This window comes from Bacteroidales bacterium (assembly GCA_021648725.1).
Lineage (GTDB): Bacteria > Bacteroidota > Bacteroidia > Bacteroidales > JAADGE01 > JAADGE01.
In genome coordinates, this window is record JAKISF010000006.1 from 33,185 (window position 1) to 58,183 (window position 24,999).

A 24,999-nucleotide genomic window follows, 5' to 3' on the forward strand; every position below is an offset into this window, starting at 1 on the left:
AAAAACTTCGGCAAAATTTCTTTTACAATCCGAGAAAAGAATCAACAAACTGAACTTTAAAATCTCCGAAAGAATCAACAATTTCAACGGTAAAATCTGCAAACGAGTCAACTATTTCCCATTTTCCGCATTCATCTGCAAAAGAATCAACTTTTTGAACTTTAATATCCGGAAACGAATCTACAACTTCTATTTTAAAATCTCCGAATGAATCTACAATCTGCACTTTACCATATAAATTTTTACCGTTAAATGTACAATCACTGTTTATCATATTTATTATTTTTTAAAATTAGAAAATATTTTTAAATTAATTTGTAACATTTGTAAATATTAACTAAATTTGATAAACAAATTATTTTCAGGCAACTGAAGTTAACCATAAAACAAGAAAAATATGAAAACTGCAATAAGTATAGTAATAAGCATCCTTTTTTTTATAACAGCTCATGCCCAGATTCCCAAAATACCCGGCTCTGCAACCGGAAAATCTAATGATATAAACTATTTTAATGATGATCCTGATTTTAAAATTAATTTTTTCGGTGTAACTCCTTCAAAAACAGAAACACCTGTCGAAACAGCATTAGGAACAATTAATATGACAACTTATATGTATGAAAAATCATCTGATGAAATATATATGGTTGCAATTTCAGCATTTCCCGAAAAATATATTGCTGCTTCAAATACAAATGATTTGCTTGAAAGTACTAAGGGAGGTTTTTGTTCTAATCTTAATTTAGAAGTCATAAATTCAAGGAAAGTATCAATAAATTCACACGAAGGTATTTATTTTGAAGCTGTTGATACGGGCAATTATTATAGCACAGTAATTGATTACTTGGTCAATAACGTATTATTCCAAATAGCAATATTAAGGACTGACAGAATGCCGACCGATGAAGAAATTGACAACTTCATTTTCAGTTTTGCTTTAAAATAAAACATTTTAATTTGAAGTAAAATATACTGTTTTTTTATATACTGAACTATGTTTAGTTTTTAACAAAATATAGTTAATAAGTTTGTTAAAAAAATAAATATTATTCACAAAATATTATCTATTTTAGCCGTTTCTTAAAAAAAGACTTATATTTTTAGGATATTGATTAAAAGAATAAAGATAATATGGAAGAGAATTCAAGAATAATCCCTGTTAATATTGAGACTGAAATGAAAACAGCATACATTGATTATTCAATGTCTGTTATTGTTTCTCGTGCTTTACCGGATGTAAGAGACGGATTAAAACCCGTTCACAGAAGAGTTTTATTCGGAATGAAAGAACTGGGATTATATTCACACAAAGCACATAAAAAATCTGCCAGAATAGTAGGAGAGGTGTTAGGTAAATATCACCCTCACGGAGACAGTTCAGTATATTTTGCTATGGTAAGAATGGCTCAAGAATGGTCATTAAGGTATATGCTGGTTGACGGTCAAGGAAACTTCGGCTCTGTTGACGGCGACAGCCCGGCTGCAATGCGTTATACGGAAGCAAGATTAAGAAAAATTGCAGAAGCATCAATTACTGATATTGACAAAGATACCGTTGATTTTCAGTTGAATTTTGATGATACAATTGAAGAACCTACAGTTTTACCTACAAGAATACCTAACTTGTTGGTAAACGGTGCATCAGGCATTGCTGTCGGTATGGCAACAAATATGGCTCCCCATAACTTAACAGATACGATTAGTGCCATTATTGCTTATATTGACAATAACGATATTGAAATAGATGACCTTATCAATATAATTAAAGCCCCTGATTTTCCTACCGGAGCTACTATATATGGATATCAGGGAGTTATAGATGCATACAAAACAGGAAAGGGTAGGATAGTGATGCGTGCAAAATCACATATTGAAACTACAGCGACCGGTAAACAAAAAATTATTATTACTGAGATTCCTTATCAAGTTAATAAAGCAAATCTCGTTGAGAAAGTCGGAGAATTAGTTAATCATAAAAAAATTGACGGCATCTCATACGCCAATGATGAATCCGACAGAAACGGAATGCGTATTGTTTTTGATTTGAAAAGAGATGCCATTGCTGATGTTGTTTTAAATAAACTTTATAAATACACAGCTTTACAAACTTCTTTCAGCGTTAATAATATTGCATTAGTAAAAGGGAGACCGCAATTACTTGATTTAAGAGGTTTGATATCAAATTTTGTTGAACACAGACATGAAGTTATCGTCAGAAGAACAAAATTTGAACTTAAAAAGGCTGAAGAAAGAGCTCATATTCTTGAAGGATTGATAATTGCTTCTGATAATATTGATGAGGTAATTAAAATAATAAGAGCAGCAAAAAGTCCTGATGAAGCAAGAGAAAAACTCATTGAACGATTCAACCTTTCAGATATTCAGTCACGTGCAATTATCGAAATGCGTTTAAGACAATTAACCGGTCTTGAACAAGATAAATTGCGTGCAGAATATGCAGAAATAATGGATTTAATCAAACACTTGAAAAAAATTCTTGCAAGTATTGAACTTCAAATGCAAATTATTAAAGATGAATTAATTGAAGTAAGGGAAAAATTTGGTGATGAGAGAAGAACTGAGATAGTATATTCATCAGCTGAATTTAATCCGGAAGATTTCTATGCAGACGACGAAGTTTTAATTACGATTTCTAATTTAGGATATATCAAACGGACTGATTTAAAAGAGTTTAAGACTCAGCACAGAGGCGGCAAAGGCTCAAAAGGCAGTACAACAAGAGATGCAGATTTCTTAAGACATATGTATGTTGCAACTATGCATAATTGGATGTTATTCTTTACTGAAAAAGGAAAATGTTTTTGGCTTAAAGTGTATGAAATTCCGGAAGGAAGTAAAACATCAAAAGGCAGGGCAATTCAAAATATGATGAGAATAGAACCTGATGATAGAGTAACTGCATATATGAAAGTTACAACCTTAAAAGATGAAGAATATCTTAATACTCACAATATTATTTTTGCAACTAAACACGGTCAAATTAAGAAAACTTCATTAGAAGCATTCTCGCGACCGCGTACAAACGGTATTAAAGCAATTACAATTAGAGAAGGAGATACCTTAATGTCTGCAAAAATGACAAACGGTAATAATGATATAATGCTTGCTGCAAGAAACGGAAAAGCTGTTCGTTTTAAAGAAACCGATGTAAGGAGCATGGGCAGGGGAGCATCCGGTGTTCGAGGTATCAGAATTGACAAAGATAAAGACGAAGTTGTAGGATTAATTTGTGTTGAAGAACTTGAAGACAATAATACAGAAAATATTCTCGTTGTTTCGGAGCACGGATACGGTAAGCGTTCCCTTCTTGAAGCATACAGAATAACGAAAAGAGGCGGGAAAGGTGTGAAAACAATAAATATTACTGAAAAAACCGGGCAACTGATTGCTTTGAAAAGTGTTACCGATGATGATGATTTAATGATTATTAATAAATCAGGAATTACTATAAGGTTAAATGTCGATACCATAAGAGTTGCCGGAAGAGCAACACAAGGAGTAAGATTAATTAAATTAAAAGAAGGCGACAGTATTGCATCAGTTGCAAAAGTTGAGAGAAGCGAAGTTATAGAAGAAGATATTTCCGATAATATTGAAATTGATGAAAATAATAATGAATAATTAAAATACTAAGTCTTTTAGCCGGCAGGTTATTTGTATTATTACATAATAAATTATAATAAATTAAGAAACATGAAAAAACTATCAATTTTTATTTTGCTGATTTTCTTTTTTGGTGCGGTAAATGCCCAAGAAGCCGTTGTAACTTGGGACGGGCTTAAAAAGCAAAAAGAAAAAAGTGATTCGGACATCACAAATGCAAAAAAAAGCACAAATCCAAAAACTTGGATTAAAAGATCAGATTTATATTTTAATATACATACTTTTGTTATAGGAGGTTTGTACCAAGGAATGCCGGCAAAGAGTAAAGACTTTAATAATGCTGAATTATTAGTCGGTAAACCCGGTAAAATTATGACAAACGGGGATAATGAAATTTGGGTTTATAACAGAAAAAAATTAATTTTTAAAAACGGGCTGTTAGACAGTTGGGAGCAAACAGAGTTTATAGATAAAAATGCATTATCTAAAAGCGGAAAAGCTTTGTTGAAAGCTGTTGAACTCGACACTAAAGGAACTTTAAAAGATAAAACAAGTACAAAAGAGAAGGTAATGCTTGTTAAAAATACAATCATTAATGATGCTATTACATATTATACTGCTTACAGTAAAAATTTTGCAGCAAATAATAACAAATTAACCGATGAAGGCAAAGCTAAACTTGATAAAGCTTTTGAACTAATGTCGTTAGGATATGAATTATCGAAATTACCTAAAAAATCTAATGACACAATTTTCAATATTAACCAAGTAGAATACTTTAAAGGAGTTATTGCATATAACAATCAAAAATACGATATTGCAAAATCAATTTTTGAGTCTTGTATTTCAAAAAAATACGGAGAAGGTAATCCTTATCACTATTCAGCTGAATGTTACGCAAAAGCAGGTGACAGTTCAATGTATATAAAAACCGTTAAGAAAGGATTTGAGGCATACCCTGAAGAAGAACAGCTAATTATTGATTTGATTAATTATTATATGCTAAGAAATGAAACCAAAGAAGCAATAGAATATATTAATATCGCAATTAATAAGAATCCTGAAAATGCTTCATATTATTCTGCGAAAGCTGCCATTTTTGATAACAGAACTGACGATTTGCTCAAAGAATACCATAAATATATGGATAAAGCAATTGAATATAAAAAAGAAGCTTTCCGCGAGCGTAACAATCCTTCGAAAAAAGCTGCTGCACAAAAATTACGTGATGCTGAATTAGATAAAGCTACTGTTGTTTTTAAACAAATTGAAAATGATTTACAAGAAGCCGAGAATCTGTACAAAGAAGCACTTAAAATAAAACCTGATTTCTTTAATGCCGCATATAATATAGGCAGAATATTTGTGAAACGTGCAGACCGTTACCATGAATATGCTGAATATATTTTGAAAGTTTATATAACAAAAAACTTTTCTAAAAATAAAGAATTGGAAGATATTTCAAAAACGTATTTAAAGAAAGCAGCTGAGAAATACGAAGTTGCTCACAAAATCAATCCTAACGACAGAGATGCTCTTACTGTTCTTAAACAAATTTATTTTAAATTGCATGATTATGAAAATAGAGAAAGAGTAGAAAAATTATTAGACAACCTTCAAACAGAAGAGTCTGATATAAATTAATAATAAAAGGAGCAGTTAATTGCTCCTTTTATTATGCCTGCTCTATTTAACATAATATTAATTATGAGACAAATATTATAATTGATTTAAAACCAGATATTTAACGATATTTTTTTATGGTTAAATATCAAACATAATATAAATCCTCGTTTTTTTTTCAAAATCAAAACATACAAACCGTATGCTATTACTGAATTAGCTCTGTATTTTTTAATTTTCATTTTTATTATGTTAAATAGTAAGTAGTTGTTTTTCAATGAATTTATCAAAACAAGCATATAACAGTCGATTAAACGGCATTAAAACGCCGTTTATCTTTGTGTTGGCAGTAATTACACAAACCAATCAATCATTTTTTCTGCTTTGGGATAATCCTCCTCTTTAATTTTAAAATTAATTGCAAAGTCAAGATAATCATCTTCTATTTTTTCAAATTGTCTGTTATCGGACTGGAAAAATGATAATTCACAATATCCCTTACGTAATTTAACATAGCAATAATCATTGTAATACTCTTTTTTAAACAATTCTCCTCTAAAAAAAGTATTACTATTTGTATTTTCAATTTCTCTTTTTATTGGAAATTTGCTTTGAATTTTTTTCTTTAAATCTTGAAAACCCATAATTTTAAATTAACTACTGCCAACACTTTATATAAATAATGGCTAAGGCAGTGTTTTAACCATTAAATTTAGTGCGTGAAAGTCGCCACTATTCATATAATTTTACCGTTATACTTTTTCAAAACCAACCTTAAAAACAAAAAATAAAAATTGAATAACTATAATAAATTCAAACATACTGTATAAATAACCAAAAGTCGGAATTACCGTAAATGTAGTTGTATATTTGTCTTGTAACGTATTAATAAATTTAACGCCTCTAAATTTTAATTTTATTGTTTTCATAATTCAATCTTTTCAAGTTCATTTTTAAACATTCGTAATATTCTCTTTTGTTCAATAATTTTTTCTTCAAGCTCTGTATCACTTTTAAAATAGACTTTCCCGGATGCTATTTGAAAAAGCTCGCTTATCAAACTTTCGTAACTATATATATTCAGCTTATTTGCTAACTTTATAAACTCGCCGTGAACTCTTTCACTTAAATTAAAAGTTAGCTCAGGAACATCCTTTTTATCCCACTTACTCCTATTTCTGACGGTTAAATCTAAAACCTCGTTTATATGTGCAATTTCTTTATTTAGTTTTAAAAATCTTTCTCTTTCCTGAAATGTAGCATAACGGCATCGGCTTAAATCTTTCCAATGCTGCATATTGTCTTTATCAAACTTATACGCTTTTGCACGATAAAAATTCAATACAATATCATTATGTTCAGGTTTGAAAATCATTGGGTTTTTAATATCTTATTTACTACATTTATAAAACTTTCAATTGTAAAAGCATCTGCAAATCCATATATAACAGTTTCAGTTTCAGTTAACTTAATCAATAAGTTTTTCTTTAATTTGTTCTTTATTTTAATATTTCCGAAAAATATTACTTTAAAAAAACTCCTTCTGCTTTCAAATTCTTTAATGAAAACATTTGTTAAATCTATTGTTACCGACTTATTTCGTTTAAATAACTTCATGTCGTGAAAATTTCTGTTTGTAAGTTTATTTTTTTTGCCGGCGGAAGATGTTCATTTGTTATACTGTTTTCAAAATTTTGCTCTAAGCTGTCAAAATTTAACTCTTCGCTTGTGTTTGTAATACAATTATATATATGATTATCAAGCAACTGCTTTAAATGCGGCGTTTTTGTTATATCAAAATACATTGTTGTAATTATGTTATTTGCCGAAATTTCAAACTCATGTTTAAATCTTGCAATCTTATCTACTTTTTTTATTTCAGGAATATCATTAAAACTCTCAACATCTGAATAGGGCTTAATTTTGCTTAAAATTTGACTCTGTCCCCAAATTCTGCCTGTAACTCCTTTTTCTTTGAGTTCTTTTAATTCAGTTTGCCATTGTTTTAATTCTGCGTTTAACCGGTTCCTGTAATCTTTTAATCTTTCTTTTTCTAAAATTTCTTGTGTGTCTGAATAATCATAAATTACGGTGTCTTCTGATAAGTGAGAAATTAGATTTTTTCGGTCTTCAATATTATTTAGTAACTCGTCAATTCTTTCTGTACGTTTTGTTTTTGTTACACCTTTTGCAACATATTTAACGATGTAACCTGCAATATTTTTTACTTTATACAGTGCGTGAATGTCGGTACTGTTTGGGTTGGTCCAGTTGTTTTTTTTGTTTATTTCATACGCTTCTCGCTGTTTAGCTTCACTTCTTTTGTCGTTAGGAAAAGGCTTAAATCCTTTTTTAAAATACTTACGCATTTTTTCGGAATACCTGTCAACATAATTAAAACCGGGTTTATTTTGTATTCGGTTCCAAACCTCTCTTATTTCTTTCCAGTGAATAAATTTATTTGTAAGTATGTGATAATGAATATTACCATTTTCTTGTTTTTCAGCTTTCCAAATATATTGATCAACTTTCCATTTTCGGCGGAGACTGTCTAAAAAACCGCCGAGCAAACTCTTTGTTATTTCTTTATCGGTGTGAACTTGCGTAGATGACAGAGTTAAAGTGATGAATGTAAGTTTATATTTTACGCTTTTTGCTTTATGCCCCCTACCCTCTTTTTGTATAAGTATTTCATTATCTGCAATTTGCTTACTTACTTTTTTTGCTCCTGTTATTTCTTTTGTTTTGGCTAAATAAATCATATTATTAACAGCCCGAAGTAATCTTTTTCTTGCATTATCGGATAAATCATTATATTTTTTCTCTCTGTTTTCAAGATTTTTAAAGCTTTCTAACTGTTTTTCCGAAAAACTTAACCACTCTACACGCTCATATAATGTAATTTTATCGGGAGATAAAGAATAAGAGGGTATTTTTACAAAATCTGCGGACATGTAAATAATAATTATTAGTATGTAGTTGAATATTTTCATTTGTTCGGAGCTGTTTTTTTGCTTTTTAATGTTTTCAATTTTTATAAGAAAATTAAAAACGGTTTTTTACTTCTTCATAAATCTTAGCTTTTATTAATAAATACAGTTCTTTGCTCATATTTCTACTATTATACCTTGCTGAGTTATGGGATTGAAGATAAACCAATAGGTGTCAGCTTCAGAATTGCAATATTTGTTGTTTAGGCGTTAAGGCTTGTAACAGGATGTTTTCGTCAATATACATATAGCTTTGCGGCGGTGTAATGTTTAATTTTCTCATTACATTTAGTTTTATAGGGCGTTTAATTTTGTAAACCTTGTTAAAAAGAAGATAAAATAATGCGTTTTTTTGAGCTGAATAGCTTATAAGCTCTTTTGAGCTTAATCCGGTGCCGTTTAATGTTGCGTTTCTTAAAGCCTTTGTTTCTATGTTTAAAACACAATCGAGCTCGGCTTTAATTTCTATTTGTTGTGTTTGGGTGTTATAAACGTAAACTGTGTTATTAAAGGGTTGTTTCGGTCTGTTTTTACGCACCTCAATATCTTTCTCGCCTTTTTTGTACATTTCACAGTATTTGCCGTGTACGCTTATTAATAATACTTTTTTCATTTTGTATCGGGGTTTAAAGTTTAAAAAAGTTCTGTTTGACTTTCTTTTTCATAAAAGTTAATAATAGCTTTTCGCATTTTTTGTAAAATGCTTATTTGACAATCAACGGCTTTTAGTTGTAAAATCTTAATATCATCAGCGTTTTGAGTAACTAATATTCCGTGTGCAGCGTGCAGAGAAGGAAGAGAGTACTGAAAAGCTCCTTTAATTTTAGGGACTATATAAATAGTCTCGTTTGTTTTAGGATTTATTATAAAAACATTGTTCGTTTCTTTTGTCATATTATTGTCTTATTATGCTAATACATTCAGTTTTTCAAACAGGATTAATCGCTGCTGTTTTAAAACATCTAATCGTAATTTTAAAGAGTTCATATATCCGGTAAAAAGTCCTGTGTCTATTTTTAAGTATTGCGGAATAAAAATAGAGTTTTCTATAGTCTCAGAAAGTTCAATATGCTCACTAATATAGCTTTGCGTTTTAGAGTTGAGCCTCTTTAATTCGTTAAAAATTTCAAGTTTCCATTTTTTAAGCTCTTTGTCTTCCGGATATTCTTTTACCTGAATATTAACATTAAAAAGTAAGGATAACAGGTTGTGAGATTCTAATAATAAAACCAAAAATTCAGATGTTCTTTTGTCTTTATATCTGTGATTATAGTTGCTCATGTTCAATGCTTAGTTGAGTTCCTTCCGGAGAATATTGTTTTTTTGCAACTTCAAACGGCATTTTTCGTATTTCAAATAAAAAGCGGTGCAATTGCTTTATTTTGCCTATAGCTCTTACAACTTCCGCTGTGTCGTCTGTAGTAGGTTCGTTTACCGGGCTTAAAATTGTTATTGAATTAAAGCCTAATATTCTTTTAATTTTTAGTGTTTGCCTGAAGTCCTTTTTGTTTTCAACAAAAAACTTATATTTCTGATTTTCGGATTTTTCGGCGTGAACAGATATTTTATAGTGCTTGTTAAAAAAACTATATGTATGGATTCTTTCAAATAACATACTCAGGGTTTCCATATAATCAAAGCTTGCATGTGCATATCTGTCATTAAAGATTTTTTTTAAGTCCATGTTTCTGCGTTTAGTTTTCGTTCGAGTTCTCTTTTTTGTTGCAATATTTTTTTTAAAGCTTTGTGTTCTTTTTCAATTTTGTAGAGCCGGTTAAGTTCGGTTCCTGTTAAAAATAAATAGTCCTCTACCGTTTTATAAATTGCCGTTGTATTGTTACTTGTTTTGTGAAGCTTTTTAAGCTCGGGCAATGCGTCTGTTATTTCGTTGTTTCGGTTCAGCGTGAAGGCTCCGGCGGGTTTTGTTTGTGTGTTACTCATAAAACCAATTTTTAAGTTTGTTAATAAATTTTTTGTCCTCGGCTTTATCTTCTTTAAGGTCGCTTAGTTTTCGGTAAATAATTATTTGTCCTTTTTTTAAGCTGTCGAGGTTGTACAGGATTGTTTGATTACCAATTTTAAGGCTGTCAATATTGAGGTTTTGAATTTTGTCGTTGCTCAGAAGAGTGTCAATTTTAAAGCTGTTTCTGTCGAGTTTAAAGTTTAAAGTATCAATTTCGGCTCTGAATTCTTTTTTATAATCTCGAAATTCGTTTCGGCTCAGAGAACCGCCGTTTTTAAAATTGTTTTTCCAAAGGGAAAATGCAGCGGCAATTCCTATTAATAATATTATTGACTTCCAAATATTAAAATTCATTTTTTTCATTTAAGGTTATGTATGATTTGTGAAATGTTATCTTATTTTTAACCACAACGAGCGGATATTTTATTTTATAAATTTCATGTGTTTTTGATTCCTTAATTTTTTGAATTGACGTAAAAAAGTTTTTACGGTTCATATTGTCTAATATTTCAAATCGTTTAGTCATGGTTAAAGAAATTATCATTGCATTGCCGAAATTTTCAATTATTTAAGACTCTATAAAGGGGTTCGGTCTTTCAAAAAAAGGTTTCAACTTAAAATCGCAAATATTAGCCGCCTGTATGTCGGTACTGTTTGGGGTTTCCCTTCCGCTTTTGAGAACATACCAAAAAGGATGTTTATTAATTACGGCATTCCACATATTGCGTAAAATGTTATAGTGTATAAATTTATTTATAAGGACGTGAAAAATAATATTGCCTTTGTCGTTTTTGTGACTTTTCCACATTACGGCATGTATGTTTTGCTCTTTTTTTAAGGTTTCAAAAAAATCAAATAAAAGTTTTTCTTTTATGTCTTCATCGGTGTGAACTTGTTTTGCCGGAAGTATTAAGGTTAGCAAGGTCGGGTTGATAATCTCACATTCGGAATAGTTTGTTATATTTGAATTCATTTTTTAAAATTTATAGTTATGATTAATTCAGATTTATTACAAAAATTTAAAAATGATGTACACTTAAAAGGGCTTTATGTTGGTTTTTCGGAAGTCTTGAAACAGCATGAAAACAGAATTGATATGCTTGATGAAATTTCAGACCTGCAAAACGATGTTGACAATTATTTAAAAGAAAGTTTTAATACTGAAACATTTAACTTTGAAATGTCGGCACAAAGTTTTTTAGATTTCATTTTCTCCGACTAACTCATGTTCGGGAAAAAGGCTTTTTAACAAAATTTCAACTCCTTCACGTTCTGAAATTATATTTACGATTTCTTTTTTTTCGGGCATGGAAAAAGATTTTTTTCTTTTCTTACTTCTCAGCGTTGCCTCCTTGTTTAGCTCTAATCTTTCGAGCAATTCTTTTTTAAACTCTCGTAAAAACTTCCAGCCTTTTTCTTTTTGGAGATTCCAATACTCGTTAAATGTAAGTTCTGTTTTACTTTTGGGCTTGTTTTCGTTCATTTGTCTTGTTTTTGTAATTTGTTTTATGTATTTTGTGTTACAAAGATTAAACAATTCATTTAATAAAACAAATATATTCACTTCTTTTTGTAAATATTTTCAGTTATGAAATCTTATTAAGATGAATACTAACAAGATAGAAGATATACGAAAGGTTAAAAAAATTACAATAGATGAAGTTTGTAAAAAGGTGGGGATTACAAAGAATACATATATAAATCTTAGACGTAGCGGAGATTTTAGAGTAAGCCATTTGGAAAGTATTGCAGAACTATTTAAAATTGATATTTGTATTTTTTTTAAAGAAAGTCACAATTATATTGACCAAATAAATGAAAAACCCCCAGTTTACGAAAATCACAATTCAGAATATGAAAAGGAAATATCTTATTTAAAGCAATTGCTGAAAGAAAAAGATAAGGTTATTGAGCTTTTGAAAAAAACAAAATGACTAAAGAATTTATAACAAATATAAACAACAATATAATATTTGCGGGTATAGGAATTTTTATGCTGTTTTGGAGCGGATTAAATTTTATCGTAAGTTTGTTGCTTAGTAAAAATAGTTTTACAAAAAACAAATTCATTGAACTTATGGCAAATTCAGTAAAAAAAATTAGTGTAATAATCGGTTTTATATTGCCGATTGTTTTTATTGTTATTTCGTTTATGTATTGGAACGGCTTAAAATTTTGGATTGCTCAGGGAGTTTCGTGGCTTACGCTTATTAACTTTTTTGTTTTCTCAAAAATGTTTAAACAGTTGCAGGGTATGCCCTCGCTTGAAGATTTAAAGAAGAAATAAAAAGCCCGACATTTTGCCGGGCTGTTTGTTATTATAATATCGACACTCTGCATAAAATTATACAGTTTCTTTTACATCTAACTTAATCTTAATTTTTTTAACAAAAGGCAAATCCGGAATATTGTTTTTTCCTTTCGGAAAATCGAACTCAAAAAGACCGGCAATATCCTTTGCATTCTTTAAAATATCCTTATATGTAGGAGAATAACCGAATAAACCGTTATATTCGGTACTCACAATAAAATATCCCTTACTTTCTTTATATACATTAAATTCAAAAACCATAAGACTATTTTTTTTCAACTTCAGAAACCTTTTCTTTTATAGCATTATACGTGCCTATCTTTAACGGTTTATTTCCGTGAACCGGAATAATAATACTTTTTTCGTTTTTTACAAATTTTTGATGACTGCCGCCTTTTGTTTTAACATGTTCCCAACCGTTTTTTTTAAGCATAGCAATAACCTCTTTTCCGCTCATTTGCTTTTTCCAACGGTAACCGCTTTTCCCCTCTAAACCTTTAAGCTCGGTTTCGGTTTGCTTTGCAATATTACGACATTCGCAAAAAGAAAACAAATTATTATTTCGTTTTTTAAGCTCTTCGTAAATATATTGTTCTTTAGAATTTAATATAACCGGCTTTAAATGCGGGCTTTTATCAACGGTGCAAAATGCTTTTTTAAGCTCGGCAAGTTCTTCGGGCGTGTAAGGATCATTTGTTTTTCCGGTGCCGTTTGGTGCCGATGGTGTGCCGGGCTGTTTTTTTAAAACGGCTTTTGTTCCGAAAAATAAAGCTCCGTAAAGTATGATGCGGCTGAGGTTCATTTTAAATAAAATCTAAGATTAACGAGGTTCCAGCAATAAAACAAGCCCAACGAAACACAAACAGCAATATTTTAGCATTCGGGGTTTTAATAAATTTTCCTATAATCTTATCAAAAATATCTGTTTTTCCTATGTATAAAGAATTACGTCCGGTTATTTTATTATATAAAAAATCAAATATTCCGAAGTAAATTAAAGCAAATGCAATAATTATAAACAAAAAATCGAAAGTGCCGAAACCTTTAATAAGAATTGATGTTATGGGTATTCCGATTGTTAATATTCCGAATATGTGATATGCAACGCCGAAAAAGCTTTTATCGTGCTCGTTTTGGCTTACATTATATTTATAGTTATAACCGTCTGCAAGTGCTTTAAAAATTACGGTTAAATAAATAATTATTAAAAGAAAGTAGTTTGTTTCCATTTTTTTAAGTTTTTAGTTACCATTCGAGCGAGCCTTCAAGTGCAATAATTGAATACGGCGGCTCACTTAGCGTAAGTACTCGTGTTTGAACCTGTACAAAGTCAACACCTTCAACATTTACTTCGTATAAGGTTCCGGGTAAAGATACGTCTCCTAATACAAAATGATATTCGGCATCTGTCGGTTTTATATATTGTACAGTACTGATACCACCAAGGTTAAATAAAACTCTCATTTCATGTCCGGTTGAATTGTTTTTAGTGAGAACAACGCCTATAAATAATTTTTTATATCCTTTCGTATCAATAGGGTCTCCTTTGTCCGTATAAACTCCGTCTGCACTTCCTAATTGAGCACTTGAGGCAATAAGGAATCTTCCTGAATAGCGATTAAAAAGAGGATTATACTCTTTGACATTTACAACATTTAATACAGTATCTACGGTTGCGAGTAACGCAGCGTTTTGGTCTGCTTTAAAAAAGTTTTGCGTAAGTTGGTCAAAAAGGTCTTGTTTGCTTGCTGCCTCAGGAACGGTAACATCATTCCAGTCAACAATAAAAGCACTTTTTAAGTTTTCAGGTATTAACATAAGGTTATCGCCTGATTGCTCTTTTACATAAACATCTTTTCCGAAATTATGCTCGTTACCGTTGTCATCTTCAAATATTACATTTCCGTTTGTAAGTTTAGTAAATGTTGACATATTTTTTATTTTAAGACTTTAATAATATTTTTTCCATTAACAAACTGCTTTTGTCTCTGCTGTCTGCATATTCTTTAATTATGTTTATAAAAATATCATTCTTGTTTTGAAGATATAACATAAATTCTTTTCGGCTTTCTTTTGCTTCATTTCGTGATTGCAGTGTTTCTTTTTCGGCAGCATCTAATCTGTCGTTAAGTGTTTGTATTTGAGTTTTGGTATCTTTACGAATGTAAATAAAAGTAAAAACGAGTAGGGCTAAAACCAAAATAAACATGCTGCCGAGTAACCCGTAATTTGTGCTTATGCTGTTAACCGCTTCGGTTGGGTCTATAATTGATTGTAATAATATGAAAGATGCCGATATATACATTAAAAAAAAATTAAATTTTAACAAATCCTTTGAAATTTTGAGCTTTGAATATTTTAAAAAGCTTGCTCCAATGTAAGCCGAAATTCATTTGCATGTGAGGTAAATCTCTAAACCGTGTCCAGCGACCGCCCCAAGTAAAACCGTGACTTTCAAATATTTTTCCTATTTCATGCCAATTCGGATTTTTCCAAAGAGCTTTACCGTTTTTAATTTCAACAACATCGCCGGCAAGTGCGTAATTGTGATATGACTGCCCGGCTTTTGCTTTTGTAACTACTTTCCCGGGTTCAGTTCTTCCTTGTGCATATATTTTTGTTTGTTCGGCAAAAGATCGGGTTCCGGATGCAAGCCGAACTTTCATGCCTTTTCGCTCACATTCGTTAATTGCAGCTTTAAATTTATCACGTATTTTAGGATGCAATTTTGCAATTCTTAAATTTGTATATTTATCCCAAGTATCAGAAATATCCATTTTCTTAGATTTTACCAAAGTGTATAATAATAAACCGCCGGCAATGAAAAATAAGTTTGTCATATTAAGTCAATCCCTCTTTTTTGTAAAATAAATTTTGCAACTTTTAAACCGTTTGTTTTATATTTTTTGCCGGATTTTGATTTATATGTAAAAGAATTATCAAGAAAATAAGTAAGCCATTTTGTCAAAGGTTCTTTGTATGCCACAGAAACGCCGTAACCGGTTCTTACACCGAATTTTTTAATGAGGTATAAAAAATCGTTTTTATTTTTAAGTTGCGTAAGAACGCCTAAAGAACGCTTAATTGCATCATTGCTTCTCCAAGCTTTTACAAGTTCATTTTGTAAAAGGTCTGACTTAATAGCATACCAACTGTCATTATAAGACAATTTACTTTTAACAACTTCATTTTCTGCATCCTTAATGACATCTTCCGTTGTATCATTTTCATCGGTTACAGATTGTCTGCCTTTAAAAAAAGAAAATAAACCTAATGCGGCACCTCCTATTACTATTGCTTTTACAGGTATCATAATTAAAAATTAAAAAAAGGCACGCATTGAATAAATGCAATGCCTTAAACTCGAACAAAAAATGATTAATGAAAAACTAAACACTACAAGTTGATAATTTCTTTTTAACAGCTTCTATGCGTTTTTTAAAGTCGCTTTTTGCTTTTGCATCTGCTTTTTTGCGTTTTTCAATTTCGGCAACTTTTTTATTGTATGCAGACAATAAAGCTTTGTTTTCTTTGCCGATTACAGAGCATTTTTTTTGCCACTCGTTTACACGAGCTTCAAATGCTTTTAATTGTGCATCGGTTTTTATTCCGCTTTTCGGCTGTTTTGGTTTTGCCGGCATTTTTTTCAACTTCGGCTTTTTCGGTAATTTGTATTTTGAATTTGCCATAACTTATATGTATTTTAAAATTAACTGTTTTGTACTTTTATCTTGAACCTTTTCGGTTATTTTATTTAGCTCTTCGGGTTTAAAAGTTTTTGAAAGCAAAAATAAGTTTTGTAATATTTCAATATCAAGCATCTCAAAAACTTCTAATAATTCTTTTTTATCCATTTTGCTCGGGTTTTTGTTCAGGTTTTGCAATTATTTTCTTTATGTTCTCAATGTCTTTTAAACTTGCATTTTCGTAAAGAATTTCGGCAAGTTCGTTAATAGATGCAACTTTTAAATTGTCTGCCGGGGTTTGCTTTTCTTTCTCTTTATCATCTGCTCCTGCAAGTGTTGTTTCGGCAACTTCTTTGCCGCTTATCATTCTGAAAGCAAGCCCTATTTCTTTTGCAAGTCCGCTTATGCGTTCCGGCGACCAACTTGCAGCCGTTTGTTGAATAAGCTCTAACTTCTCAGTAAAATCTTTTTTTAAATCCTCAATTTCTCTTTTATTAAGCTCTCTTTGGAACTCAATTTCTTTCTCAAGCAATTTTGCTTTTACTTCGGCTTCCGGAATATATCCGAGTTGCTTTAAATTATCATAACCGGGAATGCCGCCTAAACCGTTAATGTTTTCTTCGTTCTTTTCAGGCTCTCCGTTCATAAATTCAAAAGCTCCTATTATTCCGCTTTGGTTTGCATTTTCAGAACTTTTAAGATATATATAAAAAACAGTTCCTTGCGGAAATAATTTTACATAATCAGTAAACCACTTTATTGCTTTGTCAAGTTTAGTTTCAATATTATCATCTTTATCACAATTGTCGCACTTATAATATCCTACGCTTACCGTACTTAAACCGTCTTTTCGTTTAAGAGAAATATACGGTTTTTTATTCAGTTTTATAATTTCAATTATTTGTTCGAGTGTATTCATTTTTGTTCGAGTTTATGAATTTTTATATATTCTAATGATGCTTTAAAAATATTTGCCGGGTCGCTTTCAATAAATGTTGTTAAATTGTATCTCATTAAAAAGCGTACTTCGTGAACGCTTGCAAACTCACTTTTAACAGTTACGAAAGGCGTTGTTTGAGAAACTTCAATAAGATTTGAATAATCAATATTTTGATATGCCGAAATAAGTTGTAAAAATGTTGTAGAAGCATTCCACAGGCTAACATTAAACACTCCGTAAAAGACTATTTTTTTTACTATTAAAATTGAGTTCTCTAAATCAATATAAGGCTTACCGGATGCTTTTTCCTGCATATCGGCTAAATCAAATTTTCCGCTTTCAATATTATACGGAATGCCTTTTGATTTTAATTTTTCAATTTCGTTATTTAAAAGCGTTTTGTACATTTTTAGTCTTCATATTCAAACACAACAAAAATATCTACCGAACCTCCGGCAACAGTAAATTCATATAAAAGATTATCGGTAGGCATATCAGCCCGTATAAACCGATTATTTATATCAGAAAGGTTTAAGCGAGAAATAAAAAACCAATACATTTTAGAAAAATAAAATCTGCTGCTGTCTCTCACGGAGAAATACTCAACACCGCCGGCTCCGCTAATTTTATAAAAAGAAATCTTTTTTATTCTTTTTTTATAAGAAAATAAAAATCTTCCTGAATTAAGTCCGGCACTGAGGCTTAAAGTATTAATTTCATAATTTTTATTTTTGACTTCGTTTTTTTTATTTTCTAATCTTAAAATAATAATAAGATCTCCGGAGTTGCCAACAGAGTTATCTTCATAATAAATTTCAACTAATTTACCGAATGCTTCAAAATTTACATTTAAAAAAGTGCCGTTAACATTATCTACTGTATCAGAAAATAAATGCAACATAGGCAGTTTATCAAAAACAAAATTTCCGTTTTGTTTTATTCCTATAATTCCGTCAGAAGCATAACCGTTATCAGTTTGAATCGCTATGCCTGTACAATATTTATAGTTTCCGTCAGTTCTAATTCTCTGAACTGAGCCACTATTTAAATTACTTACTGAGACTGTTTGATAAAAAATGCCGTCATCTTCAGGAATGGGTATCGGCGGTTTTCTGTCGATTATAACTTTTTTTTGTTGCATCGGAAATTTATTTTGAGTTTAAATTTTAAAAAAGCCGCCGGCATTTGCAGACGGCTTTTAAAAAAACATGAAATATGAAAAAACAACTGCTTATTTGCCTTTTGTTCCGCTCCCGGCAAGGATAACACGAACACCTGTTTTTAGGGTTCCTGTGTTTGCAATAGCAGCTCCCTCAGCCATTCTTAAGTTAAAATTAATACGGTCGCCCGGTTTTATTAATATAGGTTTTTCGAGATTAATACCTAATGACATATTAACCGGCTGTGCTCCTTTAAAAATACGAGACTCTCTCATTAAAAAAACAGGAACACTAACAGTAACTTTCCCATTAATTAAAAGTTCGATTTCGGCATTTCGGAATCCAGCTTTTTGATAACCACTTGCAAAAATACCATTGAAAATATTTTGTGTTGCAGTATCATAGGCATTTGTCTCGAGACCGAAGAAAGTTGCAGCCATTATCATTTCTGACGGAACAATACCATTTTCTAAAAGATTAGAATAACCGACACCGATAGTATCGTTCGAATGAATAATAAGATTATTACCGGATATGTTTGTATATCCTTTGGTATAATATATAAAAGCATCTGTATATTCAAGCTCTTTATTCTCAATTCTTTTTTGAGTATTTGAGTCTAATCTGGGCTTAACACCGTAAATATACCTTTGTGTAGGAGTGATTACACTTGATACGTTTTGATATAATTCCTGTCTTCTTAAACTCGCTCTTGCCCTGTCAAGTTTTTTTACTATAGACCGAGGGTCAAAAGATTTTCCTCTGACAATTCTGCCGATACCTTCAAGTTCTACGACAGGATCGTTAAGCTCGCCGTTCTCATCGGTTTCAATTTCAATACCGAGCATATTACTCATTGCATCAAGTTCTTTTTCGTAATTCATTACGTATGTGTTTGCAGCAACCAATTGATAACCGAATGCTCCGATAAATGCTGCAATTAAAAATAAAATTTTCTTAAACTTTTTCATTTTGATTTGATTTTAAAATATTAATAGACTTTGATTATTACTTTTTTGTGTAAAGTTCGTTTTTACTCTTCGTTAAGTCCGGGAACTTCAACCGGTACTTCTTCATCGTCATCTTCGTCTGCTAAACTTTCAGACATTTCTTTTTCAATTTGCCTTAACTCTTCTTCGGTAAGTTTATCGGTATTTCCGGTAGCGTTTCCGAGACCTTCAAGAGATAAACCGAGCTTTGCTTTAAGCTCATCCGGACCGAGTTCGTTAACCGTGTGAACTCCGCCTGCAGTTGTAATTCCGTTTGCAGCTGCTTTTACGAGCGGGTCTTTTGCATAAATATTTAAGCCGGTTCCTGCTGCGATAATACCGACACCGCCGAATTTCTGAAATTTTGCAGGAATTTTTTCTTTAACGGCAGTATATACAAATGATGTTGCAACACCGCTTCCGGCAGCAACGACACTTTCCATTATGCTGTTTTGTAAAGATTTTTTTATTTCGGCTTTAGATTTGAATAATTTTGATTTTTTCTTTGCCATGATATTTGATATTTAATTAATTACAGAATAAACATTAACAATAAACCTGCTGCAGCCAACGGAAGCAGCATATTTGATTTACTTTCGGTTTCGGGGGTTTTAGGTTTTTCAGCTGCAAAATCCTCTGCATCTGCCGCATTTTCATAATCCGGCTCTTTTACATCTTGGTTTGCATCTTTAAACTTATCAACTACAGTTTTTAAAACTTTGCTGTCTTTAACTTTTGCAAACATATTTTTAAACGAACCTTTAACAGAACTCCAAGCTTTTTTAAGAAAAGAAAGAAAAGGTAACGAAGAGCCGACTAATGTCGCTTCGGGTATTGCACCAAGACCGCTTATGCCGTATTTTTTTCGTGCAATTTTAGCTCCTCTGCTGTTAACTGCGTTCCAAATTGCTTTTTTCTTTCCGCCTGATTTTTCAAAAAATCTTTCAAATTTCTTACGGAAAGCTATAAGTTTATAATAAGCATCCATATCAAAACCGTATAAACGTGCTTTGCTTTCAGGCAAATATGACAACCACAAACGAGAACCCCACTTAAACAAATTTAATTTAAGAAGTAATAAAATGGCTCCTCGTGCCGGTGCCAAAGCATATTTTTTTGTAAACTTCGTTACCTTTTTTGAAACTTTTTTAACTTTTGAAAAAAACTTTTTTCTGCGAGCTTTGCGTTTGTCTTTATTTTTTCTCCATTTTGAAAAGAGTTTACCGAGACCGTCAATATCGCCGAGACCTTGAAGTTTTTCATATTCATTTAAAAGCTCTTCGGCTTCATTTAAATCTTCTTCGTTATGAAAAGAAATGTTAAAATTAGTATCTATACCGGCAATATCGGGCATTATTTCAAGCATATAATCACGATACGGATTTCCGCTTAAAAGTTTAAGAACTCTGATTTTATTTAAGTCTTCTTTTTCCTCTTCGGTTAATTGACCTGCCAAATCGGTTAATCGTACGTGTTCGGAATTGATAAGCTCCGAAATATCATTTTTCGGCATTCCTGCCAATTGTTCTACTAACATAGCCGTATTATTAATTGTTTGCGGATTTCGATAAATTATTTTTCGCTTTCCGTTAAGTTTTACAAGCATTGTTTTTGTGATGCCGTCGGGATGTTTTCCGTAATCGGGCATAACACCGTCGATTATTAAATTATCAACTCCGACGTAAATATGACCGTAATTTTCGGCACCGTTAAAAGCAACAATATAAAAAAACGGTTCGTAAGCGAGAGCTTTAAGAATTGTTGCCGCAAAAATTGAATAGTCATCACAATCGCCTATTTTGTCGGCAAGTGTTCTTTGAGGTGTGCGAATTTCTTCGGTGAGCGGTTTGTCTTTTACGTATTTGATATTTGTTTTTATGAAATGCCAAATATTGTATGCTGTTTGTTCGAGTGTATTTCCTTGTATTGCTTCGGCAAATTCTTTTAAAGCATCGGTATTTTGTTTTACGGTTTTAAGAATTGTTTCAATTGTTAAATCAATTCCGCCTGTGCCGATTACAAAAGTTTTTCCGGATGCTTCCGGAATTGTTTTTAAAACTTTTTCTATGTCGTAAGTTGCCGCTCTCATATTACTTGAACTGTTTCGTCAAAAGGCACGGTAAAATCATTTACTTTTACGTAACCTTTTAATTTTAATTTATCGGGGAAATTTCCTGCTTTAAGTTCTCTTATTACATCTAAGCCGATAAATAATAAATCGGTTAAATAAATTTTTACCGGAACTGAAACACTTGTTTGTGCTTCGGCTTGTATTTTTAAATTCCAATTTTGCTTATTTATGCTTGTTATTTTTGTGCCTGTGGTAAAAAACACATCGCAAAAAAGAAATGAAATATTAATATCTTTATTAACAGGATTAATGATTTTATAAATGATGTTAAAGTTAAAAGCTCCGTTTTTAAAGCCTTGCCACTTTACAGCAGACGGATTAAATTGCAAATTATCGGCAGCTTTTGCCGTTGAAGCTGCACTAAACAACTTACTTGCTCCGAAAATACCTGCTGCCGCTAATAATAATTTTAACATCTGCCTTTTTTTACATTAAAACTTTGTGCAAACTTAAAGCAAGATGTTATACACGGCAATATCTGAAATTACAGCAATTACCGACAAAAATTTAAAATGTGTCGCAATGCTTTGAGAATTTTATGAATAAGTCTTTGTTAATCAATATACTGCGTGATGTTCTTAAAAAATCAATTTTATCGGAAAAAAGCATAACAAAATATCCGATGTTACGAGGATTTTTAAAACGAGCTTTTATTTTTTCGTTTTTAAGAAGTTCTGACGGCTTTAAATATTCTTTATCATTTTTTTTCATTTTGAATGTCGATAAGAAGTTTATAAATAACATCGAAATAACGAGTTATAAGATATTCGTTAAGTTTTTTAAAGTTTTGTCCGTGTCCGGTAAATCCTATATCTCGTACTAAAAGTTGATGTGTAAATTCATGCAGCAAGTATAAAAGCCAATATTTATCAGGTTTTATTAAAATTCTGTTTTTTGTTCGTACATTAAAAAAAATAATTTTTCTGTACTTGATTATATATCTGCCGTTTATTTTTTCGGGAAGTTCATTATCAAAATAAACTTTTGCCTCACGAATGCTTTCGTAATGACAAAGAAGATTGTAAGCTGTTTTTAAATTTTCATTAGTTAAATCAAGCTCATTTGTTTCGAGCATTATTTTTCTTTTTTCATATTCGAGTAAAAACATAACCTTTAATTTATCGTTAAAAAACCTTTTTTAAACCTATGCGAAACCTTTAATTTTTCATAGGAATTTTATATAAAGAAAATAAGGGTATTTTGATTTTAAGCTAAGTGATATTAAAGTAGTTTTTTTCGGGTGTGAAAAACATCAAATCAATATCTTTTTAAACAAAAAAAAGCAATATCAAATTAAAAAGATATTGCTTTGAAAAATGTTTTTTCAGGAAAGAAATTAAAATCCTATATTTTTTCTGTTTTTTTGTTCGGCTTCGGTTTGTTTTGTTTCTTCAAGTTGTTTTAAATACTCGAATATTAACATAAACTTTTCGTCGTATTCAAGATTTTTGCTTTCAATTTGTTCGAGCTTCAATAAAATTTCTTTATGTGAAGAAAGCATTTGACGTATTTTTGTAAATGTTCTTATGATTTGAATGTTTACCATTATTGCACGGTCGCTGTTTAATACACTTGAAAGCATTGCAACGCCCTGCTCGGTAAATACCATAGGAAGATAACGAGTACCGCCGTGTTGTCTTGACATCACAAATTGTGACCTCAAGTTTTCAAACTCTTCTTTTGTCATCTGAAACATAAAATCTTCCGGAAAGCGTTTTATGTGTCTTCTTACTGACTGCTTTAAAACTCTTGTTTCCACGCCGTAGAGTTCGGCAAGGTCCCTGTCAATCATTACTTTTTGTCCTCGTATGAAATATATTTTGTCTTTAATGATTTCATCGGGTATTGCAAGTTCGTTGTTTTTGTCCATTGTTTTTATTTTCGGGCAAATTTATAAGCAAAGAGGTTATTTAGCGTTTTTAAAAGCCATTAGTGTTTTATTAATTTCACTTTTATATTCAGAGTAGTAAGTATTATTTTCGGATAATATTAAAGAACCGTAATAGATAATGTCTCCGTCCTTTAATTGAAAATCAAATTTTTCTAATTTCAGATTGTTTTCTTTAAACCATTTATTAAAAAGACGTTTGCGTGCTTTATGTTTATTGTCGGAATTATCGGCAATATAAAAAAGAACATTATCTGTGTTTTTCGAGAAAAAAGATTTTATAATAGAAAATACGGTAAGTCTTATGTTTTTATCATTTCTTCCTTTTCCTGTTTCAGGGTTAAAAATAAATTCAGAAATATTTTTATCTAAATAAGAAATTCCGAAATAATTTACATCTTTAAAATAAAGAATGTATTTTATTCCGGAGTTTGTATTAAAAAAATATTCTTCGTCCTCAAAAAAAATCTTATAAGGGCTTTCTAAACTTAATTCCTCTTTCATTTAAATCACTCAATTTCTTACCGGCTTGAATATGTTCTTTTATTATTCGCTTATCTTCTGCCGATTTCTGAATAAATTTTACAAAAGGATGATTTTTATTTTCTTCGGTTACTGTTATTTTAATTACCGTGCTTTCCATAATAGAAAATTTTATATTGCAAACTTACAACTTTTTTTTATTTGCGTATCAAAATTTACAGAAAAACTTCAAATATTGTTTCGAAAACATAAAAGCCCGACATTTTGCCGGGCTTTTATGTTTATTCCGTTACTTCCGATAAAAATTCTTGCAATTGATTTAATGTGAGCAAGGCATCTTTTTCAGTGCGGTCGATAGGGGTTTCGCTGTCGTAAATTACGATTCGGAAAAGGAGTTTAAGCTCTTCGGCTTTTTCTTTTGCTCCGGGACTTAAAACGTAATCAATTAATTGTGTTTGAGCTTCGGTTAAAAATTGTTGCTCGCCGTTGATCATTAAAAAATTTTTCATTTTCTTGGATTTTGGGTAAATAAAAAAGACTTTGCCGTAAGGTGTTCCACGCTCACAAGTAAGCGTTCCGGTAAGTTTCCTTTCCCGGCACCGTGCAAAGTCCGTTTTATATTTTTCATATCTTGTGATTTGGAACCACAAAGATATAACAAAAGTTTCAAAAAATCAAACGGGAACATTGAGCATACCGAAAACTTTAATGTCGGCAGAGTTGCTTACGTTAAATTCTCGCTGCACGACAAAAAGGGTTTCGTCTTTGTTAATTTTTACTTTGTCGCCTATATCCGGCACTATTTCGGTATTCCATTTTTTTAACAACTTATCGTTGTTTACGTCAATTAATTTACAATTGTAGTTTCGCATGATTGTTGATTTTTATTGTTATCAAATTGTATTTTTTATGTTAAAATGCAGTATTGCTTGATGCTGAACAGAGTATTAATTATGAGACAAAAGTAGATTATAAAAAACCTGTGAGGAACTTCATATACATCCTAAGAATTTAGTTTAGTAATAAAATCCTCAAAGTTTTCAGTTTCTGTAACTCTTGCCCCTTTTTCTGCATTTTTCATAGCACGCCTTGCTCTTGCATTCGGCGTTTTTTCAGCTTCAACAATTTTTGCCCATGATTGAGTTTTGAGAAACTCCAAAAAAAGTTGCCCCGATTTTATTTTGTCATTTATAATTACTGTTTTCATAATG

General features: G+C 31.0%; 44 protein-coding genes. 6 read left to right on the forward strand and 38 right to left on the reverse strand.

The window, feature by feature from the left end:
* Positions 1–22: 22 nt before the first annotated feature.
* Positions 23–274 carry a hypothetical protein gene (locus L3J35_03525; GenBank protein ID MCF6365252.1) on the reverse strand — a complete coding sequence of 84 codons (252 nt, stop codon included), beginning with the start codon at positions 272–274 and terminating at the stop codon, positions 23–25.
* 123 nt (positions 275–397) lie between these two features.
* Here L3J35_03525 and L3J35_03530 point away from each other — a divergent pair, with 123 nt between their 5' ends.
* From L3J35_03530 to L3J35_03540, 3 genes are all read left to right on the forward strand, one after another.
* Complete coding sequence (locus tag L3J35_03530; protein MCF6365253.1) at positions 398–946, forward strand: hypothetical protein; 549 nt, start codon at positions 398–400, stop codon at positions 944–946.
* A gap of 185 nt (positions 947–1,131) precedes the next feature.
* Entirely contained in the window at positions 1,132–3,642 is a 2,511-nt protein-coding gene (gene gyrA, locus L3J35_03535; GenBank protein ID MCF6365254.1) for a DNA gyrase subunit A, read from the forward strand.
* 72 nt (positions 3,643–3,714) lie between these two features.
* Positions 3,715–5,268, forward strand: coding sequence for a hypothetical protein (locus tag L3J35_03540; GenBank protein MCF6365255.1), 1,554 nt, complete (start codon positions 3,715–3,717; stop codon positions 5,266–5,268).
* A gap of 332 nt (positions 5,269–5,600) precedes the next feature.
* On the opposite strand, the gene L3J35_03545 is transcribed toward L3J35_03540, so the two are convergent.
* The 12 genes from L3J35_03545 to L3J35_03600 all read right to left on the reverse strand — a co-directional run bounded on the left by L3J35_03545 (position 5,601) and on the right by L3J35_03600 (position 11,173).
* Positions 5,601–5,891 (reverse strand): hypothetical protein, encoded by a 291-nt coding sequence (locus L3J35_03545; protein MCF6365256.1) that lies wholly within the window; start codon positions 5,889–5,891, stop codon positions 5,601–5,603.
* A 108-nt stretch (positions 5,892–5,999) separates the two neighbouring features.
* The gene (locus L3J35_03550; protein MCF6365257.1) at positions 6,000–6,176 is read right to left on the reverse strand and encodes a hypothetical protein; all 177 of its coding nucleotides are present in this window, start codon (positions 6,174–6,176) and stop codon (positions 6,000–6,002) included.
* A complete protein-coding gene (locus L3J35_03555) occupies positions 6,173–6,622 on the reverse strand; it encodes a hypothetical protein (protein MCF6365258.1) in 450 nt (149 codons plus the stop codon). Before L3J35_03555 ends, L3J35_03550 begins: the two co-directional genes overlap by 4 nt.
* Entirely contained in the window at positions 6,619–6,864 is a 246-nt protein-coding gene (locus tag L3J35_03560; GenBank protein MCF6365259.1) for a hypothetical protein, read from the reverse strand. Before L3J35_03560 ends, L3J35_03555 begins: the two co-directional genes overlap by 4 nt.
* Entirely contained in the window at positions 6,861–8,240 is a 1,380-nt protein-coding gene (locus L3J35_03565) for a hypothetical protein (protein ID MCF6365260.1), read from the reverse strand. The genes L3J35_03560 and L3J35_03565 overlap by 4 nt, the downstream gene beginning before the upstream one ends.
* Before the next feature lie 178 nt (positions 8,241–8,418).
* Entirely contained in the window at positions 8,419–8,850 is a 432-nt protein-coding gene (locus L3J35_03570; GenBank protein MCF6365261.1) for a hypothetical protein, read from the reverse strand.
* 20 nt (positions 8,851–8,870) lie between these two features.
* Positions 8,871–9,131 carry a hypothetical protein gene (locus tag L3J35_03575; GenBank protein ID MCF6365262.1) on the reverse strand — a complete coding sequence of 87 codons (261 nt, stop codon included), beginning with the start codon at positions 9,129–9,131 and terminating at the stop codon, positions 8,871–8,873.
* 12 nt (positions 9,132–9,143) lie between these two features.
* Entirely contained in the window at positions 9,144–9,518 is a 375-nt protein-coding gene (locus L3J35_03580) for a hypothetical protein (GenBank protein ID MCF6365263.1), read from the reverse strand.
* Positions 9,505–9,921: a hypothetical protein gene (locus tag L3J35_03585; GenBank protein ID MCF6365264.1), complete on the reverse strand. Its 417-nt coding sequence runs from the start codon at positions 9,919–9,921 to the stop codon at positions 9,505–9,507. The genes L3J35_03580 and L3J35_03585 overlap by 14 nt, the downstream gene beginning before the upstream one ends.
* Positions 9,912–10,178, reverse strand: coding sequence for a hypothetical protein (locus L3J35_03590; GenBank protein ID MCF6365265.1), 267 nt, complete (start codon positions 10,176–10,178; stop codon positions 9,912–9,914). Before L3J35_03590 ends, L3J35_03585 begins: the two co-directional genes overlap by 10 nt.
* Positions 10,171–10,554, reverse strand: coding sequence for a hypothetical protein (locus L3J35_03595; protein ID MCF6365266.1), 384 nt, complete (start codon positions 10,552–10,554; stop codon positions 10,171–10,173). The genes L3J35_03590 and L3J35_03595 overlap by 8 nt, the downstream gene beginning before the upstream one ends.
* A gap of 214 nt (positions 10,555–10,768) precedes the next feature.
* Positions 10,769–11,173, reverse strand: coding sequence for a hypothetical protein (locus L3J35_03600; protein MCF6365267.1), 405 nt, complete (start codon positions 11,171–11,173; stop codon positions 10,769–10,771).
* 18 nt (positions 11,174–11,191) lie between these two features.
* On the opposite strand from L3J35_03600, the gene L3J35_03605 reads away from it, so the two are divergent.
* Positions 11,192–11,422, forward strand: a complete 231-nt coding sequence (locus L3J35_03605; protein MCF6365268.1) for a hypothetical protein — start codon at positions 11,192–11,194, stop codon at positions 11,420–11,422.
* Here the strand turns inward: L3J35_03605 and L3J35_03610 are convergent.
* Positions 11,399–11,683, reverse strand: coding sequence for a hypothetical protein (locus L3J35_03610; protein ID MCF6365269.1), 285 nt, complete (start codon positions 11,681–11,683; stop codon positions 11,399–11,401). The genes L3J35_03605 and L3J35_03610 overlap by 24 nt on opposite strands.
* Before the next feature lie 121 nt (positions 11,684–11,804).
* On the opposite strand from L3J35_03610, the gene L3J35_03615 reads away from it, so the two are divergent.
* The gene (locus tag L3J35_03615; GenBank protein MCF6365270.1) at positions 11,805–12,134 is read left to right on the forward strand and encodes a helix-turn-helix domain-containing protein; all 330 of its coding nucleotides are present in this window, start codon (positions 11,805–11,807) and stop codon (positions 12,132–12,134) included.
* Entirely contained in the window at positions 12,131–12,487 is a 357-nt protein-coding gene (locus L3J35_03620) for a hypothetical protein (protein MCF6365271.1), read from the forward strand. Before L3J35_03615 ends, L3J35_03620 begins: the two co-directional genes overlap by 4 nt.
* A gap of 57 nt (positions 12,488–12,544) precedes the next feature.
* On the opposite strand, the gene L3J35_03625 is transcribed toward L3J35_03620, so the two are convergent.
* The 24 genes from L3J35_03625 to L3J35_03740 all read right to left on the reverse strand — a co-directional run bounded on the left by L3J35_03625 (position 12,545) and on the right by L3J35_03740 (position 24,995).
* Positions 12,545–12,772, reverse strand: a complete 228-nt coding sequence (locus L3J35_03625) for a hypothetical protein (protein MCF6365272.1) — start codon at positions 12,770–12,772, stop codon at positions 12,545–12,547.
* A 4-nt stretch (positions 12,773–12,776) separates the two neighbouring features.
* A complete protein-coding gene (locus L3J35_03630; protein MCF6365273.1) occupies positions 12,777–13,313 on the reverse strand; it encodes a type II toxin-antitoxin system HicA family toxin in 537 nt (178 codons plus the stop codon).
* 1 nt (position 13,314) lies between these two features.
* Positions 13,315–13,740, reverse strand: a complete 426-nt coding sequence (locus L3J35_03635) for a hypothetical protein (GenBank protein MCF6365274.1) — start codon at positions 13,738–13,740, stop codon at positions 13,315–13,317.
* 16 nt (positions 13,741–13,756) lie between these two features.
* Positions 13,757–14,443, reverse strand: a complete 687-nt coding sequence (locus L3J35_03640) for a hypothetical protein (GenBank protein MCF6365275.1) — start codon at positions 14,441–14,443, stop codon at positions 13,757–13,759.
* Positions 14,444–14,453: 10 nt separating this feature from the next.
* Positions 14,454–14,816, reverse strand: coding sequence for a hypothetical protein (locus L3J35_03645; protein ID MCF6365276.1), 363 nt, complete (start codon positions 14,814–14,816; stop codon positions 14,454–14,456).
* A gap of 10 nt (positions 14,817–14,826) precedes the next feature.
* The gene (locus L3J35_03650; GenBank protein ID MCF6365277.1) at positions 14,827–15,351 is read right to left on the reverse strand and encodes a M15 family metallopeptidase; all 525 of its coding nucleotides are present in this window, start codon (positions 15,349–15,351) and stop codon (positions 14,827–14,829) included.
* Positions 15,348–15,824, reverse strand: a complete 477-nt coding sequence (locus L3J35_03655) for a hypothetical protein (GenBank protein ID MCF6365278.1) — start codon at positions 15,822–15,824, stop codon at positions 15,348–15,350. The genes L3J35_03650 and L3J35_03655 overlap by 4 nt, the downstream gene beginning before the upstream one ends.
* A 76-nt stretch (positions 15,825–15,900) precedes the next feature.
* Positions 15,901–16,200: a hypothetical protein gene (locus L3J35_03660; GenBank protein MCF6365279.1), complete on the reverse strand. Its 300-nt coding sequence runs from the start codon at positions 16,198–16,200 to the stop codon at positions 15,901–15,903.
* Between the two features lie 3 nt (positions 16,201–16,203).
* Positions 16,204–16,365: a hypothetical protein gene (locus L3J35_03665; protein MCF6365280.1), complete on the reverse strand. Its 162-nt coding sequence runs from the start codon at positions 16,363–16,365 to the stop codon at positions 16,204–16,206.
* The gene (locus L3J35_03670; protein ID MCF6365281.1) at positions 16,358–17,116 is read right to left on the reverse strand and encodes a hypothetical protein; all 759 of its coding nucleotides are present in this window, start codon (positions 17,114–17,116) and stop codon (positions 16,358–16,360) included. Before L3J35_03670 ends, L3J35_03665 begins: the two co-directional genes overlap by 8 nt.
* The gene (locus tag L3J35_03675) at positions 17,113–17,544 is read right to left on the reverse strand and encodes a hypothetical protein (protein ID MCF6365282.1); all 432 of its coding nucleotides are present in this window, start codon (positions 17,542–17,544) and stop codon (positions 17,113–17,115) included. Before L3J35_03675 ends, L3J35_03670 begins: the two co-directional genes overlap by 4 nt.
* A 2-nt stretch (positions 17,545–17,546) precedes the next feature.
* Positions 17,547–18,278 carry a hypothetical protein gene (locus L3J35_03680; GenBank protein ID MCF6365283.1) on the reverse strand — a complete coding sequence of 244 codons (732 nt, stop codon included), beginning with the start codon at positions 18,276–18,278 and terminating at the stop codon, positions 17,547–17,549.
* 90 nt (positions 18,279–18,368) lie between these two features.
* Complete coding sequence (locus L3J35_03685) at positions 18,369–19,268, reverse strand: hypothetical protein (GenBank protein ID MCF6365284.1); 900 nt, start codon at positions 19,266–19,268, stop codon at positions 18,369–18,371.
* Between the two features lie 62 nt (positions 19,269–19,330).
* Entirely contained in the window at positions 19,331–19,798 is a 468-nt protein-coding gene (locus tag L3J35_03690; GenBank protein MCF6365285.1) for a hypothetical protein, read from the reverse strand.
* A 20-nt stretch (positions 19,799–19,818) separates the two neighbouring features.
* Positions 19,819–21,375, reverse strand: a complete 1,557-nt coding sequence (locus L3J35_03695) for a transglutaminase-like domain-containing protein (protein MCF6365286.1) — start codon at positions 21,373–21,375, stop codon at positions 19,819–19,821.
* Positions 21,372–21,833: a hypothetical protein gene (locus tag L3J35_03700; protein ID MCF6365287.1), complete on the reverse strand. Its 462-nt coding sequence runs from the start codon at positions 21,831–21,833 to the stop codon at positions 21,372–21,374. Before L3J35_03700 ends, L3J35_03695 begins: the two co-directional genes overlap by 4 nt.
* Before the next feature lie 91 nt (positions 21,834–21,924).
* On the reverse strand, positions 21,925–22,128 hold the full coding sequence (locus L3J35_03705; GenBank protein MCF6365288.1) for a hypothetical protein: 204 nt from the start codon (positions 22,126–22,128) through the stop codon (positions 21,925–21,927).
* Positions 22,115–22,525, reverse strand: a complete 411-nt coding sequence (locus tag L3J35_03710; GenBank protein MCF6365289.1) for a hypothetical protein — start codon at positions 22,523–22,525, stop codon at positions 22,115–22,117. Before L3J35_03710 ends, L3J35_03705 begins: the two co-directional genes overlap by 14 nt.
* 228 nt (positions 22,526–22,753) lie before the next feature.
* The gene (locus L3J35_03715) at positions 22,754–23,287 is read right to left on the reverse strand and encodes an ORF6N domain-containing protein (GenBank protein MCF6365290.1); all 534 of its coding nucleotides are present in this window, start codon (positions 23,285–23,287) and stop codon (positions 22,754–22,756) included.
* A gap of 36 nt (positions 23,288–23,323) precedes the next feature.
* Positions 23,324–23,809, reverse strand: a complete 486-nt coding sequence (locus tag L3J35_03720) for a DUF6169 family protein (protein MCF6365291.1) — start codon at positions 23,807–23,809, stop codon at positions 23,324–23,326.
* Complete coding sequence (locus L3J35_03725; GenBank protein ID MCF6365292.1) at positions 23,775–23,948, reverse strand: hypothetical protein; 174 nt, start codon at positions 23,946–23,948, stop codon at positions 23,775–23,777. The genes L3J35_03720 and L3J35_03725 overlap by 35 nt, the downstream gene beginning before the upstream one ends.
* 121 nt (positions 23,949–24,069) lie before the next feature.
* On the reverse strand, positions 24,070–24,297 hold the full coding sequence (locus L3J35_03730; protein MCF6365293.1) for a hypothetical protein: 228 nt from the start codon (positions 24,295–24,297) through the stop codon (positions 24,070–24,072).
* A 165-nt stretch (positions 24,298–24,462) separates the two neighbouring features.
* Positions 24,463–24,660: a hypothetical protein gene (locus L3J35_03735; GenBank protein MCF6365294.1), complete on the reverse strand. Its 198-nt coding sequence runs from the start codon at positions 24,658–24,660 to the stop codon at positions 24,463–24,465.
* Between the two features lie 131 nt (positions 24,661–24,791).
* Complete coding sequence (locus tag L3J35_03740) at positions 24,792–24,995, reverse strand: hypothetical protein (protein MCF6365295.1); 204 nt, start codon at positions 24,993–24,995, stop codon at positions 24,792–24,794.
* Positions 24,996–24,999 lie beyond the last annotated feature (4 nt).